Raw genomic sequence first — 16177 nt, forward strand, 5'->3', positions numbered from 1 at the left:
AAAACTATGCCATTTCCCCTGTATAAGTAACAACGACGCCAAGCACTTCGCGCGGTGAATGACTGTACAGTTCATAGGCTTCTGCTATTCGCGCCATTGGCAGACGATGCGTGATAAGTGGAGCAATATCAATCTTCCCTTGTGTCAACAATCGTATATATTCGGCCATATTGCGACCTTCTGTCCAACGTACATAACCAATGGGATAATCAATCCCTCTCTGCTCATAATCAGCCATATATCGACCTGGCCCGCCTGCACGAGAAATGAGCACTTGAGCTTCCTTCTGAAACATCTGTTCCCGATTAAACGACATCGCTACATCCCCAACTATAATGATTTTGCCTCTGTCACGAATCCAACTCAGCGCTTTGTCAATCATTCCACTGAGTCCACCACCGGCACAGAGAATGACAGCATCCACACCAATGCCACCTGTCAGTTCCTTCATGTGACGAGTCAACTCATCTTCGTTGTCATACATATGGGGAGAACCGAATTCGATCAATTTCTCTGCACGTTCCCTTATTAGATCTAATCCGAACACTTGATAAGCAGACGATTCAGCAACTTGGCAGATGATCTGCCCCAGGATGCCTAATCCTACGACGAGAACAGATTCACCGAAGCGCAAATCCGCTTGGCGCAGCGCATGTATCGCAATCGCCCCAGGGCCAACATAAGCGGCTTCTTGATCACTAACCTGATCCTGCAAAAGAATGACAAGGTTCTTAGGTACTTTCAGGAGCTCGGCGTGACGGACAAAAGGGGAACCATAACAAGCAACGCGATCCCCCACTTGTACATGTGTCACACCTTCTCCGACTTCAACCACCTTGCCCATTGCACTATAGCCAAGTGTACTGGGTACGGTCGTCGTGTCTTTCAGCATGATTTCCGTGCCAGGACTAATCGCTGAGCAAATGGTTTCCACTATAACATAATTGTCCTCTATGGTTGGAGCCTCCTGATCTAGAAGTTCGATATGGCCCTTCACTGTATAAACAACTCTCATTGGATATTCCCTCTTCTTCTATCCCTTAATGGAGCCCAACATCGTACCTTTTACAAAGTATTTTTGCAGGAATGGATAAATAACTAGCATTGGTAATGTAGCAACAACGACAACCGCCATCTTAATCGTTTCTGGCGGCAAAGCATCCAAGACTAAGGAATTCAGCGATAGCTCGGTACTAATATTCGGCGTTTGAATCATACTGCGAAGCACAACCTGCATCGGCATTAACGTTTTGTCTGAGATATAAAAAATCCCTTTGAAATACTCGTTCCAATGCGTAACCCCATAGAAGAGTCCAATGGTCGCCATAATCGGGGCGGATAAGGGGAGAACGATTCGCCATAACGTTGCTAATTCGCCACAACCGTCTACTCTAGCAGCTTCTTCTACTTCAACGGGAAGATTCTCGAAGTACGTCTTCACAATCAGTAGATTGAAGGTTGATACCATGCCTGGCACGATGAGTGCCCAGACGGAATCATATAACCCTATACTGCGCACCACCATGTAAAGCGGAATAATACCACCGCTAAAGATCATCGTGAAGAAAATCGCCATGAGAATAAAATTGCGTCCTGGAACTGATTTCTTGGCTAGTGGATACGCAAGCAGCGTAGTCACAACGAGGTTCAGTGTAGTCCCCACAATCGTAATGAAAACTGTGATTTTCAAGGCTTGCGGGATACGAGCCGACTGGAACACTTCCTTATAGGCTTGCAAGGTCCAATGCTCTGGCCATATGACGAAGCCCCCGTTTTTCAAAACCTCAATATAAGGAGTTAAGGATACAATGATGACATAGTACAAGGGGAATAACGTAACCAAAGCGGCTACGGTAAGTACCGTATAGATGCACGCGTCAATAACTTTATCTTTTTTCGTTTTATGAATGATGAATGACATCAGAGCTCCACTCCCCTTCAAGGATCACGCAAGACATTACCATATACCTGATCCTCCCATTTTCTTAGCTACCTTATTCGCACTGAGTACCAATATCAATCCGACCAAGGATTTGAAAACACCCATCGCCGCCGCTACACCGAACTCCAACCGTTCGAAACCGTAGCGATAAACCCACGTATCGATGATGTCTCCTGTGTCATAGACACGCGCGTTCAAGAATATGAAAATCTGATCAAAGCCTGCATCCAAGATCCCACCAATTCGAATGATTAGCAAGAGTACAAATACATCTCGGATACCCGGCAATGTAATATGCCACAGCTGTCGTCCGCGTCCGGCACCATCGACCACGGCAGCCTCATAAAGTTCTTGATTAATAGTAGCCAGCGCAGCCATGTAAATAATGGCTCCGAATCCCGTATTTTTCCATATTTCGGTGATAATTAGTAGTGGCCTGAAGAAGTCTTTATTCGTTAATAAATCAATTTGTCCCCAACCCATATCACGCACAAACGTACTGATTAACCCTGAGCTCGGTGCAAGGAAAGAAAACACTAAGCCGTAAATGATGACCCATGACAAGAAGTAAGGACCATATGTAATCGTTTGTACCCATTTCTTGAACCAGCGAACTCTAACTTCATTTAACATAATTGCCAAGATCACGTCGGGTATCATGCTGCCAATAATTTTGAGAATACTAATTTCCAATGTATTTCTGAGGATTCTCATGAAATCAGGACTATCAAAGATCACTCGAAAATTATCGAAACCAACCCAAGGGCTTCCCCAAATGCCCTTCATAATGTTGTAGTTCTGGAAAGCAATTAGCGTGCCTGCCATTGGGGCATAATGAAATATGACATAATAGAGAAGGCCTGGTATCATCATGAGATAGAACCATCTACTGCGATACACACTTTTCCATTTACTTTCTCTCGTGCGTGGAGCTATCGTTATATCGTTCTTAGCAGCTATGGTTTCCGCCATCGCCATCTCCTCCTAGCTGTCTCTATCAGACCGAAGACAGAAGGAAACCCACGAACAACGCCGGGTTCCCTTCGATGCCTTCACTCTCTTATTTAAAATCGTTAAGCTTATTCTTCAATGCTGTATTCAAAATTTTCGTGTACTCTGTGAATATATCTCTACCTTTGAATTTGGTCATGAGCTCTTCACGGTACTGCGGCCAGTTCTTGCCACTCTTATCTTCAAGAACACCTTTGATATGGTATTTACTCATCTCTTTACGGAAATCACCAATGTTAATGCCAGCTGGCGGAACCAAGCTAACCGGAGGCAATGCATCATGCTTAGGGTAAGACTCAACTGTCTTCAGAATAGCACGGTCGTGATCATTAATACGTGGATCTACTAGCTCGTATCCTAGCACCTTCGGCTCATCAGGTACGAAAGCATTGTACACATTTAACCAGTTGCCGGCTTTCGCAATATCAGCTTCGAAATTAGCAACATTCAACGTAATTTTCTTGCCATCTTTCGTGTAATGTTTGCCTTCTTGGCCATAATGTGTCAATAAGAAGCCCTCATCGCCTGTCAACCAGTTCAGAATTTCCATGGAGCGTTTAATTTTATCTGGTGTTTTCTCAGCTGTTGTTTTACTGATCAAAATCGTGTCAACTGCAACGTTATTTTTCCAAATAATCGGCTGATTTAGCGGGAAGATCGGTACCCAATTCGCTTTAGGATCTAATGCTTTAGAACGATTCGCCACGCTTGTCGGATTACTATCTAGGATGGTAGTCTTATCTCCAGAGAAGAACATACCTACTTTACCTTGTGACGCTTTATCCAATTGTGCACCCGGTTTATTCAAGAACCAGTCCGGATCTACAACGCCTTGATTAATCCAATCCACGACTTGATCAATGACTTTCTCTACTTTAAGATCTGTCCGGTTATCAATATACGTATTGTTCGTAATCATGAAGTCTGCTACAAGACCGTTATTCAACCATTGCGGGAAATCAAACGGCAAGTTAGCACCATTTCCTGCTGCTGAGAAACCAAACGTATCATTCTTACCATTACCGTCTGGATCATTCTTCGTGAAGGCTACCATGACTTTCGTTAATTCGTCGTATGTCTTTGGCGCTTTCAATCCAAGCTTATCTAACCAATCCTGCCGAATATGCCAAGCTGCATACGTATTACGTGGGAATATATTCATGCCACGGAAGAATTCACCTTGTTTAATCTGGTAGGCATTGACTTCATCCTCAGATACCCATTTGAAATAGTTCGGTACAGCTGCTTTCGTTAAGAATGGGGCAAGGTTACCAGTGATTCCATCCGAAATATACTTTTGGGACTCTGCACCACCAGAAATGAACATATCTGGCACATTGCCGCCCGCCATCGTTGCATTCAACTTGTCATAGTATTCTTTACCGTTCATCATATAATCTATCTTGAGATCAACATTAAACTTTTCTTCAATGGCCTTCTTAACAAAATCTTTGTCTGCGGCAGGCAAATTCACATTCGCAAGATTTCCGCTAGTGACGGACCAGTTCAACGTCAGCTTCTCAGGTTTAGCCGTAGCAGACGCATTGGTCGATCCTGTCGGCGTGCTTGTCGATGTTGTCGATTTGCTATCCGAACAACCTGTAAGCGTAACGATTGTAGCAGCGAGACCAATAACTACTAATTTCTTCATTTCATTACCCCTCCTATTTATACGTTCCGTAAACTCTTATCTCACTTTATTTTCATGATAGCGTTTACTTGTTCTTAGTATAGAACCAACCCATTAGTGAAACTAGCAGACGCATTCAAGAAATAGTGGTTAAAATGCAGATCTTTATTGGAGAATTTATACTACAATTTTAACCTTCTGCTACACAATAAGAAACACCCTTACGCTAGCATCACTGGGCGTAAGGGTGTTTGAGGTTCATGTTATATTTGGAAAATGACTAGCGGGTTCCCGTAATCAGACCGTTGCTGAAGGCTATTCCTTATGCTTGGATGCGAGTTGTTTCTCGTTCTATAAAAATAAGCGGGACTTCAAATTCTCGCTCCTCGCTGGCCTCTACGGTATGTCCAAACTTATGAAGCAATTTATGGATGGCCATTTGCGCCTGAAGCCCATAAGGAATGTCCCAGCTGGAAATACCAGGGTAACTATACTTAGCCATATAGTCGTTATTAATACCGATCATTTGTAGGCGGTTCGGGAAGTCGATCTTCTGCTTATTGGCTGCCGAAAGCAATTTTAATGCAACGTGATCATCAAAAGCGACGATCCCCGTGCGATTCGCTGGCCCCGTCATCACCTCTTGGAGAAATGCGTCCACGTCCAGTTCCTTCATTTCGACGATACGATGGGAAATCTCAACGCTCAGTTGTTGTAGACCCAGATGAAATCCAAGCCGCCGCTGTTCATCAATCACATTCGAGTGTTTGCTGCCCACGTAGATGAGTTCATCGCAGCCACGCTCCACAAGTAATTTCGTTGATTGTCTGCAAGCCTCGGCAAAGCCTAAATTTACAGCACCAACGGATATATCCTCGGGCCAGCCCCAACCATTAATGAGCACTAGAGGTGTTCCACTATTTACGATAGCACGTGTGGATTCCTTCCCCATTGCTAAGCCATGACAGATAAGTCCATCCACTCTTCGCTGCAGTAACACTTCTAAGTTTCTTCGTTCAATCGTCGGATCGAATCCTCCTGAGGAAAAAACGGATAAATGGTAGCCCGCATGATGGGCTTCCATCTGTAAAACTTCCGCTAACCGTCCATAATAACTCGTCAACCCAGGAACGATGAGGCCAATTTCAAAGGTTTTGTTACGACTTAAACCTGCTGCCATGGTATTGCGTCGATATCCCAATTGTTCTGCCGCTAATTCGACCTTGCGAATGGTCTCCTTCGACGAACGGATTCCACCTCTATTCAGCACATTGGAGACCGTGGCAATCGATACACCAGCTGCTGCTGCCACTTCTACAATTGTGACTTGTTTGGGTCTGCTCATATGTGTTTCAGCTCCATCGGTTAAACGTTTAACTTTCTCCTTTAGATTAAATTGATCTAATAAGCCTGTCAAGCGAATCCAATGGAATCCCGGCACTTTTGCAAAAAAATCGTTCCCAGGACATGAACTATGCCCTAGAAACGATTCCTGTCATCCGTTAAACCTAATTAATGTGGGTAGACCGTCTCAAATTCATCGCCGCAAGGCCCGCCACTGAGGTTAATCTCCAACGAAACTGTTTCCCCATTTGCTCGATACAAAGGTCGGTAATGATTACTAATATGCGTCGCAGAAGCATTAGCATAATGGCAGATGAACGCGCGGCGGAAGCGATCCTTAGTCTTATTTCGATAGGAACCATGAATCAGATTGCCATTGAAAAAGAGAACATCCCCTCGGTCCATGATGACTGGCATTGCCTTCTCGTCCTTCGGCGGTTTCACGTAGTGGGTCGTAAAAGATTCCTTCGAATCTGCGATATCGGGACATGAGATTTCGAGGGCATTCGTTTTCGGTACAACGAGTAATCCTCCATTTTCCTCATCAGCCGCGTCAATAGCTGTCCATGCTGCAATACAATTGCCTGGCTCCACCTGCAAATAAAAGTTATCCTGATGAAGCGCCTGTCCTCGGGAGCCCGGCGGTTTGTAATAAAACATACTTTGCGCAGCGAGTGCTTCTTCCTCATACAAATCTGCTAGAACCTCTAACACGGGCTGATGAAGCATGTAGGTTTTCGCAGTCTCATTAAACCGATGCGGGTGCATGACACGCGGGTAGCGTTTCAATGGGTCGACGACCTCCGTCGATAGATCAGGTTCAAAGTATCCTGGAACCGTCTGTTCGCTAATCGCTTCGAAGGTTTCATCAATTTTAGCCAAATCATCTTCTGAAAATAGCCCCTTCACGATTACATAACCCTCAGTCTCAAAATGCTGTTTTTGTTCCTTCGTTAATTTAATTAGTGATTGTGTCATCGTTATTCCCTCCAATTGAACCTTTATTTCTATGTCTTTAGCATATCGAAATAACCGGTTACATAGAAGTAATAATCATGCTAATGATTCCTATAATCCTGCTATTTCATGCTATAATTAATCTATCTTAATTAGGTAGAGAAGGGATTATCCAACATGATATTGGATGCAAATGGATTGTTCGCCGGCCATTACATAGAATCAGATTCGTATGTTACTAAGCGTCCTCAAGGTCGGGATGATTGGTTATTAATTTTCACATTGGAAGGAGCAGGCTTTGTTAACTACCATGGTGCAGAACATGTCTGTAAGAAGGGTGCCCTCCTTTTATTAGCACCTGGAACTCCCCAACACTATGGCACATTGACAAACCATACCTGGCAATTCGTATGGGCACATTTCCCCCACACACTTTCTGAAACCAACTTGCTTCCTCAGGAAGATCAAATATTCCTTACCATAGAAAATGAGTCCTTACAGGAACGGATATACTCAGCATTTGCCCGTATATTAGCGGATTCGCGGGAACGCGGCGAGTATTGGTTCGAGCTCTGTTGCAGCTCTTTACGAGAAATTCTGCTAATCATGGCGCAGAAAAACATACGCAAAATGGATCCCCGCATTGAAGAGGTTCTCCACCTACTTTCTAGGCAGATGCGCGAACAGATTCGGCTTGAGGATCTTGCCCAGACCGTCGGTCTCTCCCCGTCGAGATTATCTCACCTTTTCAAAGAGAGCACTGGCTACTCCATTATCGATACATTGAATCGCATGCGGATCCAACAAGCCGTTCTGATGCTAGCCCATACGGGACGCACTGCTTCGGACGTTTGTTACGATGTTGGTTTTCAAAATTATAATCACTTCACGAATCAATTTCGTAAATGGCAAGGCATGACCCCGAGTATGTTTATGAAACGTCCACGTTAAAAATAATTGTCTTTTATTCCTATCAGAATACTATGAATTAATGTATAATGATGATAATAACTATTCATTGTGAATGGAGGAGGATGACGATGAGAACTCAATTTTGGCGTGGCGATTACGATTGTGTAGATGAGGTTCCCTTGCATCGCGTGCGGGGTAATCAACTAGGAATTCTGTTAAGTATCTTGGCCAGCGTTCTCAGTCAGCAGCTATGGATTCTCGTCCTTCCGTTAATTGTTCAGCTGATTAGTCGTACTTATGGTGTAAAATACAATATATTTGTCCGCCTGTTCTCTCCACTTTTTCCGGTTAGCACACGAACGGAAAGCCGTGAATTACTGCGTTTCAACAACTTGTTGGCTATCCTATTTCTCATCGTTACCATTACGGCTTTGCTTTTAAATATGACGACGCTCGCGTACATCACACTAAGTATGTTAACTATTGCTGTCGTGCTGGCGTTAAGTGGGTTTTGCTTCGGGTGCTTCATCTATTTTCAATGGAAACAGTATTGGGCGAGAAAAGATGCATAAGCGGTCATACTGAAAGAGGCTGTTCCGGAAGTGGAAAAGGAGCTGGTGCGTTTGCGCTTAGCTCCTTTTTTTAAACCTATACAGGGGCGAAATGGACCAGAATCGCATGCCCCTCCGCGCTACATGGTCATAGATGCTAAAGTACACTTATTTTCGGGGAAACCAACCTAACTTAGATGAATGCGTGCAAAAGAGCAACCTTTTGAACTGAATATAGGCTAAAAGGATAAGTGCTGACAGAAATAGTTGCACATATGCACTGCACGCATTTCTGATCGAGTGGTTCAATTCGATAAAAAAGGATGCTCTTTTGCATTTTTCAGATCTGAGACACGACGGACGCCCTCGTTTCCTGCACTTCTGCAATCAAGTTTGCTTCTCAAGGGTCGAAATATCCACATACACATCACCTTCAATTAGAAGTGGTTTATACCTTTCTAATCCAGGCAGCGCCATACCGACTGACGCCCCCACGATATCGAATTCGGCGCCGTGACAGGGGCACCAGAAGAAAAGCTCCTTTTTCCGACTACGTTGCGCTTCTGTCGCTGGCACCACCGAACACCCTAGGTGTGTACATGCCGGTGAAAGGATGACAAGTGAGCCGCGCTCATCTTTGGTCACATAGACGAAACCCTGCTTAGGCGTCTTTACCCAGGCATCTTCGATCGTAGCGGTATAAAAAACCTTCTCGTAGCCAGTCATGGCGTGCAGCTGCTCTACTGCGCCAACCTTTACGAAACTAGACGGAATCTCCCGTGCGGCTGGATCATCCAGCTTTTTCCCATGAACCGCTCCGTAATAAAACAAAGCTGTATCCCCAAGTAACACGCCAGACACACCTAGTACAACTTTGCTTGAGGTGCTCAAAAAGGCTCTTCTTGTGATCTTTCGCGGTAATTGGGCAGTCATACGAAGGTCAACTCCTTCACTTTTGACTTATATGAAACAAAACATGTCTACACAAAGGACTATCCAACTCCACCTTCGGATGATTGAACATTGTAATAAACTGCATGCCGATCTTGTTCATCACATGGCTCGAAGGCTTATTGATCTCGGCTGTCCAACTGTACACGTCACGAAAGCCCAATTCCTTAAAACCATAGTGTAAACAGGCCTCCGCCCCTTCAGTCGCATAGCCTTTTCCCCATGCTTCTTTTTTTAACCGCCAACCAATCTCGATACATGGGGTAAAATCAGACTCAAAGTTGGCCCTGTGAAATCCAATAAACCCTATAAACTCTTGGTTTTCTTTTACTTCCACGGCATATAACCCAAATCCGCATTCTTGGAATTCTGATAAAATGGATTTATAGAACATATCTGTTTCGTCATTCGATAAGGTTTTAGGAAAATACGTCATCACTTCTTCATCCGCATTCAGCTGACGAAATGGTTCGAGATCGGTTTCTACCCAGTCACGTAATCGTAATCTCGCTGTTTCCAAGTAAATCATTGTACACCTCCGATTGACCTTGTTCCACTCCAACTTTTTCCTTATTTTAACATATATCAAAAGGTTCTGTCTGATTCTTCCCATTCCATCCTTGAAAAACACAAAAAAAGCTGGATCTATGATCACAGCTTCTTCATTCTTGCGTTTATCCGAAACGAGAAATTAAACATATTGCAGGCAATACTTCAACAATTTTCATTCCAATATGGATACATTTATAATTCGAACATTATCCGGTAAACAGGTTTACTTCTAATTTCATTTGTAACGCAATAAAAGCTAGTATTGCCCAAATGAATGTCATATATACATTAAAAGAGGAAATAATTATTTCTTTACAGCAACCACTTGGCATAACAGTGCCTTGGCTTACCATTGTACAAGGGCCGGGTGAATTGAAGTACGAACCCTGCAGCTTCTAAATTATGTTTGCTCACCAGATTGTCCGGATGAACTGTTGAATATAAGTATCGGTAGCCGTTGTCCCGTGCTCGCCTTTCACGTAATTCATGGAAGTAGCGTTGCAACCCCAAGCCACGAACGGTTTCATGAACGATCGTTGCATCGAGAATCGCTACGTATGTTAGATCTGACTCAGGCACCCCAAACTCCCTGCCTAGATTGCTTTCACTCCAACCAGGAAACGCCAGAGCGGAGTAAGCAACTAGCTTCCCATTTTGAAAAGCGCCGTAGATTTCACCTTTTTCTTCTATATGAGCGTTCAAGTACTGTTCATCGTCCATGGCAAAAAGTTCTTGTGAAGCCAGACGAGACACAACATCTACCATAAGCTCTCGAATTGCTGGAACATCCGTATGCCCTAAACGGCGGATCTCCAAATTAGCTATGTTTTGAACCAACATTAGGTAAGCTCCTTCATCTATGATGTTAATTATTTACTAGGCATAGGTCTTACTATTAGAAAAATAAGAAGGATCATCCCCATATACCCGAAGAGAGGGTAAAGATATGTAAGAAGTGAAGTAAAACCAACCTGACTGATCAATAAACAGGTCAGCAAAATAGCCAGAACTACCCAATTTCGTGGCAGCGGATATATGCGTCTAATATGCCGGGTAATTCCGAACACATTCCCAATTAACGTTGTTACAATTTCCCCGTAAATAACCAGGATGAATAGCACATGGAATAACCGTCCAAAACCTCGTATAATTTCAGCCATCGGAATTTCAAAATTCAAAATCTCCGGCATCCGCGAATGTATCGCAAAATGACTGATCAATAGCATGACACCAAGCCCAATGCCACCCCACAGGCCCCCCCACTTCAGTATGCTCTCATCCTGCACCTCACTACCTAACGGCACCAAGACCGCTTGAGCAAAGGCAAAATTTAAGGCGACATATGTAAGTGGACTCAGGATCCATTTCAAATGGGTGCTTATTTGTAGTTCTTGCCAATTCGTCGCTTCCCCAATCCCATCTATCCCAACAACTCGGATAATTACAAGCACCATGAAAAAAAGCATCAACGGCATCACAAGAGAATTAATTGCTAGAATCCCATGCATTTCTTTGCTCATAACCAAGTAGCATAGCAACATACTAATGATGACCCCAAATTGATAGGGCAGTCTCAGCTGCTCTTCGAAAATAGAGCCAGTCCCCGACATCATCACAGCGGTCACGCCGAACAGGATAATAAACGTCAACGAATTCGCGACTTTCCCAAAAATATCCCCAAATAAATAAGCGTTCAACTCCTGATAGGAAGACGCCTTAAGTCGATGCGAGAGGACCATCATTTTCGTCCCAATCCATATAAAAAAAGCCGTTGCAATCAATATGCCAACTCCGCCATAGGCTCCGTAGATTGTGAAGAAATGCATAATGGACTGCCCCGAGGCAAATCCCGCCCCCACCACAGTCCCCATATACGTTGCGGCAATTTGTAAAATCACGAGCGATTTTGACTTCATAGCTCCCCCATAGTCAAGCAATATCTTGTACATCTCCATTGTATGTAAGATAAGCTTGTATATGCCAGTTGACAGGAGCTATGTGTTGCTAGTTACTGACTTACGAACTAAACCAATTGGGCATACACTTCTCAAAGTTTTGATGATCCTCCAACACAACCCGAATTCTATCCAACATGGATTCAAGCTGCTCTGGAATCACCTGCAGCGTCCAAGTAACTGTCCCAAAAATAATCATAGCGGTGTACAGTGCATACAATCGCCAGAACTCCTCCGGAATCGTGCCATCGAAGTAACCTAGTACTTGCCCCCTGCAGAACGGGATACTAACCTCGCGGCTAAAATAGGCGATTTTCAAAAAATCATGGTAAGGGTCTCCCCAGTCGAATCGGTTAAAATCAATGACCCCCGCGTAGCTACGATTATGAATGAGTAGATTGTTCGTATGAAAATCATCATGCTGGAAGCGATTAGGGCGATTGCGCATGTAATTCGCATTTTGATTAATAAAAGAAAGGATTGCATCCTCTTCGGCAAGCTTAACGCCGCATTTGCGATAGCTCTCATATTGACGAATATGTTTGGAGAATCTGTTCTCATACCAGTCCTCGGAGTGGGGAGCAGGTATGTCATGCATGATACGCAGCTCTCGTCCAGCTTGTAGGCCAATTTGGTATTGTTCGTCATCCGATAAGGAAGGTAAAATATCAAAGGCATCCTCGCCTTCCACATAACTCAGCAGCATATAGCGATTCGATGGCACCGAACTGAATGGGTTTCGAAGTTTTTACCCCACGATCAAATACGTTCGTAACAACTTCGAATTCTGATCGTTTTTTTTGCATTTGCTTCAGAGGGGCCGTGCGTAGTACATATTGAGGCGTTTCGCTATTTTCATATACAAAGTACTTACTATCAAAGGAGAAGCCTTTGGTAATTCGTGTCATTTCCGTCACATTTTGCAGGAATGGTAAGTGCTTCTGAAGATCTGATACGTTCATAGGAATGCTCCTTTGGATGAGAGGCTTTCACAATAAGACCATTTTATTCGGTTTCCAAAAATTACACAATCCGATATAAAGATAGCCACTACCTTTTATGCCCAGCACGTTCTACGATAAGAAATGTAACATGTAAGCGTTATCAAAATGAGGAGGTAATTTATGTCTAAGTCCATGAAGCTCCCAACTAGATTTGCACAGTTACAAGTCGCAGTACTCATTATGATGTTCGTTCTTGCACTAATCGTTCCAGGGCGCAGCTATGCGGCTACTACCAATTGCAGTACGGCTTCCTGCCTTACGACAGCGCTTGCGAGCGCTGCAGCTGGTGATACCATTATTCTCGCATCTGGTACCTACACTGGGAATTTCGTTGCTGCTGCCAATGGAACCTCATCTAACCCGATTGTCATTAAGAGTGCAAGTGCTTCTTCCAAAGCTATTCTGAATGGCGGTGGCACCTCAAGTGGTTATGCGTTGTACATTACTGGAGATTATGTTCAAATCAAGGACTTGAACATTACAAATGCGAAGAAAGGGATTATGCAAGATAACGCGAACAATGGTTTAATTGATGGCGTTGAAGTATACAATATCGGAGAAGAAGGCGTCCATTACCGCGATGGGAGCTCTAATAATACCATTCAAAATTCCTATGTTCATGATACGGGCACGCTTACCCCTGATTACGGTGAGGGCGTTTATGTCGGATCTGATGTAGGTAAATGGGGAACTTATAATGCGGCTACGGACAATAACAAAATCAGCAATGTAACCATCGGCCCGAACGTTAGGGCTGAATCTGTCGACATTAAGGAAGGTACGACGGGGACCATTGTGGAAAATAGTACATTTAACGGTACGGGGATCAGTGGAGCGAATTACTCCGACAGCTTTATGGATGTCAAAGGGAATAATTCGATCATACGGAATAACACCGTGAATCGAAACGGGAATTCAGTCATTATCGATGCTTTTCAGGTTCATGAACGTTCGACAGGCTGGGGCTTTAACAATGACTTCTACAACAATATAGCGAATATGGATAATAGCACACCTTACGTTGTTAATGTAGATGGAGGTTCTGCAAAAGCATGTGGGAATACACGCAGCCCTTCTGGCAATATGTATGTGGGCAGCGTTACTACCTACACAAGCTGTTCGGGTGGCGGAGGCACAAGTCCTGTCCTACTTAACGTATCCGCCGTAACGGATAGTGGAAATGACGGGAATGTCGCGCAAAATACAATCGACAATAGCTTGAGCACACGTTGGTCCTCACAAGGTGATGGACAATGGATCAGGTTCGACTTGGGCTCCAGTAAAACGGTTGGATACTTGTCGATTGCTTTTCATCAAGGAGATGTACGTACCACAACGTTCGATATCCAAGTCTCCACTGATGGGTCCGCGTGGTCAACAGTCGTAAGCAATAAAGTGAGTACGCAGACGCTCTCACAAGTGCAATACGATTTCACTGACACGGTTGGCCGTTATGTAAGAATCGTTGGGCATGGAAATTCATCCGGAAATGGATGGAATAGTATCACAGAGGTAGATATTTACGGGAATTAGTTGAGCAATAGATATTAAAAACGGCTGTCCAATAAGGTAGATTCTTCTACTTTAGGACAGCTTTATTTGATGTGAGTCTTAAATCAGCCGAAACAGATTCGAGAGGGTTAGTCCACTACTTTCGGAACGTAATTCATTGTAAGAAACATCCCTTGAAGGATCTGAAAGGCATAGAAAGCAAGTACAAATATTACTCCTACACCGAGAGCTCGATATAAATGGATCTTCATCGCTACCTCCACTTTTCAGCCTATCTGATATCGTAAGAAAAGCACAATTTCACTTAAATATGATTGGCGAAAATCACACTCGTGAGACCCAATATGAAAATCAATATACCTAGTGGAGTGCCTATACGCTTAGCTGAAAGTCCACTCTTTCCAATCATGTAGAAAGCAATAGCGACACTCAAAGCAAAAATTATTGATTTCATATAGAGATTGGGAACCCATCTAATCAAAAATTCATCTGAAAAAATGGACAGCAAACAGATGGAAATGAAATATAACGGAAAACGTAGTTTCATGAACCCTCCACATAAAAATTACATTATTATACTATTTTACCTCATTACTATCTTCCCTAGACATTTCATTAAATTACAAAAATAATAGTTCGACTGTAAATACATTAATGGTTGAATCTTTTGTTGGGGTTGGGCCACACTCCTAACTCCGGCAGCCTGTTGCATCCTTACATGAGATATTCTTTTAATTCATAATTACCTGTAAGAATTCATTACAGCACTTGCGCTATCTCCCACACATGCCCATCCGGATCGGCAAACAAGCCGTCCGCCGCCCCCAAGGGCGCGTTATCGGTCCATTCAATAACTTAACGCCACAGACTTTCAGCTCATCACATACCTGGTCAACGTCTGGCACTTGGATCGTAAACTGAAACCGTGCGCCATCTCCGTTGCCACCAACCTGTGCCGGCTCAATCAACTCGCGGGCATTCGATTTATTTAACAGATTGATGCTTGTATTGCCATAATCGAACACCGTGCAGTTTTCATCTTCATATATGATCGCAAGTTTGAACGTCTCTTGGTAAAATGCCTTCGACCGATGCAAATCTTCTACAAACAATGTAATCTCAGTAATTTTGTTCGCCCAGCCAGCTGTCGCCATCCCATTCGACCCCTTTTTTCATTTTTACAATCTTATTTGGAGCATACGAATTGCCCATTCCATAGTCAAATCCTACACCCAGATTCATATTACGCACCACTTTTTCCTATTTAATTTCGTAATCCAACTTTTCATATAACGTCATAAGGCTTTCGGCCACAGTTTGATGAGCAGTGTCGATAATAATGTGATCTCGGTCCCAAACATCATACTGTCGGGTCTTGACCTCATCCCACGTAGGTAAAGCAAAACCCGGAATATCGGTTAAACGCGTAGTGATTCGACGCCTATGTTCACGTTCATCCGAGCAGACCACTTCGATTTCCACAAACGGAATTCCTAGAGACTGCGCAACGTCGCGCCAGGACTGGCGAGTTTCATGAATGGGATTGACTGTGTCCGCTACCACGTCAAGGCCTAACCGGAGATTATGCGAAGCAGTCTCGTAACACACGATGTAACCTGCAGGTCCGTTAATCCAGGTCCCGGTATCCCGCATGGCCTGCTCCACAACGTCTACCCGGAGATATGTGGCCCGTATCTTGCCTGCCAAAGCTGCTGATAACGTGGACTTCCCGGTGCCTGGCAACCCGCTAAAGATATAGAGCATAAAAAATCGCCTCCTTCAAGGCACAAATCTGCACCTTTTTTAAAAAGCAAATGTCATTATCACAAAACATAAAGTTAAAACGCCAAATCCTA

Annotated in this window: 17 protein-coding genes; 3 read left to right on the plus strand and 14 right to left on the minus strand. The window is 43.7% G+C overall.

Going from position 1 to position 16177, the window contains the following annotated elements; genetic code table 11:
• Positions 1–4: 4 nt before the first annotated feature.
• The 6 genes from ACSQ8O_RS23575 to ACSQ8O_RS23600 form a co-directional block, all read right to left on the minus strand.
• Positions 5–1015 carry a zinc-dependent alcohol dehydrogenase gene (locus ACSQ8O_RS23575; RefSeq protein WP_436243596.1) on the minus strand — a complete coding sequence of 337 codons (1011 nt, stop codon included), beginning with the start codon at positions 1013–1015 and terminating at the stop codon, positions 5–7.
• An 18-nt stretch (positions 1016–1033) separates the two neighbouring features.
• Entirely contained in the window at positions 1034–1921 is an 888-nt protein-coding gene (locus ACSQ8O_RS23580) for a carbohydrate ABC transporter permease (protein ID WP_056623202.1), read from the minus strand.
• A gap of 36 nt (positions 1922–1957) precedes the next feature.
• A complete protein-coding gene (locus ACSQ8O_RS23585; protein WP_056623199.1) occupies positions 1958–2914 on the minus strand; it encodes an ABC transporter permease in 957 nt (318 codons plus the stop codon).
• A gap of 88 nt (positions 2915–3002) precedes the next feature.
• Entirely contained in the window at positions 3003–4604 is a 1602-nt protein-coding gene (locus ACSQ8O_RS23590) for a hypothetical protein (protein ID WP_436243597.1), read from the minus strand.
• Positions 4605–4905: 301 nt separating this feature from the next.
• Complete coding sequence (locus ACSQ8O_RS23595) at positions 4906–5928, minus strand: LacI family DNA-binding transcriptional regulator (RefSeq protein ID WP_436243598.1); 1023 nt, start codon at positions 5926–5928, stop codon at positions 4906–4908.
• A 167-nt stretch (positions 5929–6095) separates the two neighbouring features.
• A complete protein-coding gene (locus tag ACSQ8O_RS23600) occupies positions 6096–6905 on the minus strand; it encodes a phytanoyl-CoA dioxygenase family protein (protein ID WP_436243599.1) in 810 nt (269 codons plus the stop codon).
• Between the two features lie 156 nt (positions 6906–7061).
• Here ACSQ8O_RS23600 and ACSQ8O_RS23605 point away from each other — a divergent pair, with 156 nt between their 5' ends.
• Both ACSQ8O_RS23605 and ACSQ8O_RS23610 read left to right on the plus strand, forming a co-directional pair.
• Complete coding sequence (locus tag ACSQ8O_RS23605; RefSeq protein WP_436243600.1) at positions 7062–7835, plus strand: helix-turn-helix domain-containing protein; 774 nt, start codon at positions 7062–7064, stop codon at positions 7833–7835.
• Positions 7836–7924: 89 nt separating this feature from the next.
• A complete protein-coding gene (locus tag ACSQ8O_RS23610; RefSeq protein WP_436243601.1) occupies positions 7925–8368 on the plus strand; it encodes a DUF4395 domain-containing protein in 444 nt (147 codons plus the stop codon).
• 366 nt (positions 8369–8734) lie between these two features.
• On the opposite strand, the gene ACSQ8O_RS23615 is transcribed toward ACSQ8O_RS23610, so the two are convergent.
• The 6 genes from ACSQ8O_RS23615 to ACSQ8O_RS23640 form a co-directional block, all read right to left on the minus strand.
• The gene (locus tag ACSQ8O_RS23615; protein ID WP_436243602.1) at positions 8735–9280 is read right to left on the minus strand and encodes a Rieske 2Fe-2S domain-containing protein; all 546 of its coding nucleotides are present in this window, start codon (positions 9278–9280) and stop codon (positions 8735–8737) included.
• 16 nt (positions 9281–9296) lie between these two features.
• Positions 9297–9827, minus strand: a complete 531-nt coding sequence (locus ACSQ8O_RS23620; protein WP_436243603.1) for a GNAT family N-acetyltransferase — start codon at positions 9825–9827, stop codon at positions 9297–9299.
• 335 nt (positions 9828–10162) lie between these two features.
• Positions 10163–10690: an N-acetyltransferase family protein gene (locus ACSQ8O_RS23625; RefSeq protein ID WP_436243604.1), complete on the minus strand. Its 528-nt coding sequence runs from the start codon at positions 10688–10690 to the stop codon at positions 10163–10165.
• Positions 10691–10719: 29 nt separating this feature from the next.
• Positions 10720–11766, minus strand: a complete 1047-nt coding sequence (locus ACSQ8O_RS23630; protein WP_436243605.1) for a YkvI family membrane protein — start codon at positions 11764–11766, stop codon at positions 10720–10722.
• 100 nt (positions 11767–11866) lie between these two features.
• Complete coding sequence (locus ACSQ8O_RS23635) at positions 11867–12529, minus strand: aminoglycoside phosphotransferase family protein (protein WP_436243606.1); 663 nt, start codon at positions 12527–12529, stop codon at positions 11867–11869.
• Complete coding sequence (locus tag ACSQ8O_RS23640; protein WP_436243607.1) at positions 12474–12767, minus strand: hypothetical protein; 294 nt, start codon at positions 12765–12767, stop codon at positions 12474–12476. The genes ACSQ8O_RS23635 and ACSQ8O_RS23640 overlap by 56 nt, the downstream gene beginning before the upstream one ends.
• Before the next feature lie 162 nt (positions 12768–12929).
• Between ACSQ8O_RS23640 and ACSQ8O_RS23645 the strand changes: the two genes are divergently transcribed.
• Positions 12930–14342, plus strand: coding sequence for a discoidin domain-containing protein (locus tag ACSQ8O_RS23645; RefSeq protein ID WP_436243608.1), 1413 nt, complete (start codon positions 12930–12932; stop codon positions 14340–14342).
• A 752-nt stretch (positions 14343–15094) separates the two neighbouring features.
• On the opposite strand, the gene ACSQ8O_RS23650 is transcribed toward ACSQ8O_RS23645, so the two are convergent.
• Positions 15095–15475, minus strand: a complete 381-nt coding sequence (locus tag ACSQ8O_RS23650; RefSeq protein ID WP_436243609.1) for a VOC family protein — start codon at positions 15473–15475, stop codon at positions 15095–15097.
• A 106-nt stretch (positions 15476–15581) separates the two neighbouring features.
• On the minus strand, positions 15582–16085 hold the full coding sequence (locus ACSQ8O_RS23655) for an AAA family ATPase (protein ID WP_436243610.1): 504 nt from the start codon (positions 16083–16085) through the stop codon (positions 15582–15584).
• Positions 16086–16177 lie beyond the last annotated feature (92 nt).

Origin of the sequence: Paenibacillus sp. LjRoot56, assembly GCF_964253335.1 — a bacterium.
GTDB classification, from domain to species: Bacteria; Bacillota; Bacilli; order Paenibacillales; family NBRC-103111; genus Paenibacillus_E; species Paenibacillus_E allorhizoplanae.

What these genes read in the sequence shown, in the direction of transcription:
- ACSQ8O_RS23655 (WP_436243610.1), bottom strand. Translation starts at nt 16,085, where the DNA reads ATGCTCTATATCTTTAGCGGGTTGCCAGGCACCGGGAAGTCCACGTTA.
- ACSQ8O_RS23595 (WP_436243598.1), bottom strand. Translation starts at nt 5,928, where the DNA reads ATGAGCAGACCCAAACAAGTCACAATTGTAGAAGTGGCAGCAGCAGCT.
- ACSQ8O_RS23590 (WP_436243597.1), bottom strand. Translation starts at nt 4,604, where the DNA reads ATGAAGAAATTAGTAGTTATTGGTCTCGCTGCTACAATCGTTACGCTT.
- ACSQ8O_RS23575 (WP_436243596.1), bottom strand. Translation starts at nt 1,015, where the DNA reads ATGAGAGTTGTTTATACAGTGAAGGGCCATATCGAACTTCTAGATCAG.
- ACSQ8O_RS23610 (WP_436243601.1), top strand. Translation starts at nt 7,925, where the DNA reads ATGAGAACTCAATTTTGGCGTGGCGATTACGATTGTGTAGATGAGGTT.
- ACSQ8O_RS23605 (WP_436243600.1), top strand. Translation starts at nt 7,062, where the DNA reads ATGATATTGGATGCAAATGGATTGTTCGCCGGCCATTACATAGAATCA.
- ACSQ8O_RS23620 (WP_436243603.1), bottom strand. Translation starts at nt 9,827, where the DNA reads ATGATTTACTTGGAAACAGCGAGATTACGATTACGTGACTGGGTAGAA.
- ACSQ8O_RS23645 (WP_436243608.1), top strand. Translation starts at nt 12,930, where the DNA reads ATGTCTAAGTCCATGAAGCTCCCAACTAGATTTGCACAGTTACAAGTC.
- ACSQ8O_RS23640 (WP_436243607.1), bottom strand. Translation starts at nt 12,767, where the DNA reads ATGAACGTATCAGATCTTCAGAAGCACTTACCATTCCTGCAAAATGTG.
- ACSQ8O_RS23585 (WP_056623199.1), bottom strand. Translation starts at nt 2,914, where the DNA reads ATGGCGGAAACCATAGCTGCTAAGAACGATATAACGATAGCTCCACGC.
- ACSQ8O_RS23625 (WP_436243604.1), bottom strand. Translation starts at nt 10,690, where the DNA reads ATGTTGGTTCAAAACATAGCTAATTTGGAGATCCGCCGTTTAGGGCAT.
- ACSQ8O_RS23630 (WP_436243605.1), bottom strand. Translation starts at nt 11,766, where the DNA reads ATGAAGTCAAAATCGCTCGTGATTTTACAAATTGCCGCAACGTATATG.
- ACSQ8O_RS23650 (WP_436243609.1), bottom strand. Translation starts at nt 15,475, where the DNA reads ATGGCGACAGCTGGCTGGGCGAACAAAATTACTGAGATTACATTGTTT.
- ACSQ8O_RS23580 (WP_056623202.1), bottom strand. Translation starts at nt 1,921, where the DNA reads ATGTCATTCATCATTCATAAAACGAAAAAAGATAAAGTTATTGACGCG.
- ACSQ8O_RS23600 (WP_436243599.1), bottom strand. Translation starts at nt 6,905, where the DNA reads ATGACACAATCACTAATTAAATTAACGAAGGAACAAAAACAGCATTTT.
- ACSQ8O_RS23615 (WP_436243602.1), bottom strand. Translation starts at nt 9,280, where the DNA reads ATGACTGCCCAATTACCGCGAAAGATCACAAGAAGAGCCTTTTTGAGC.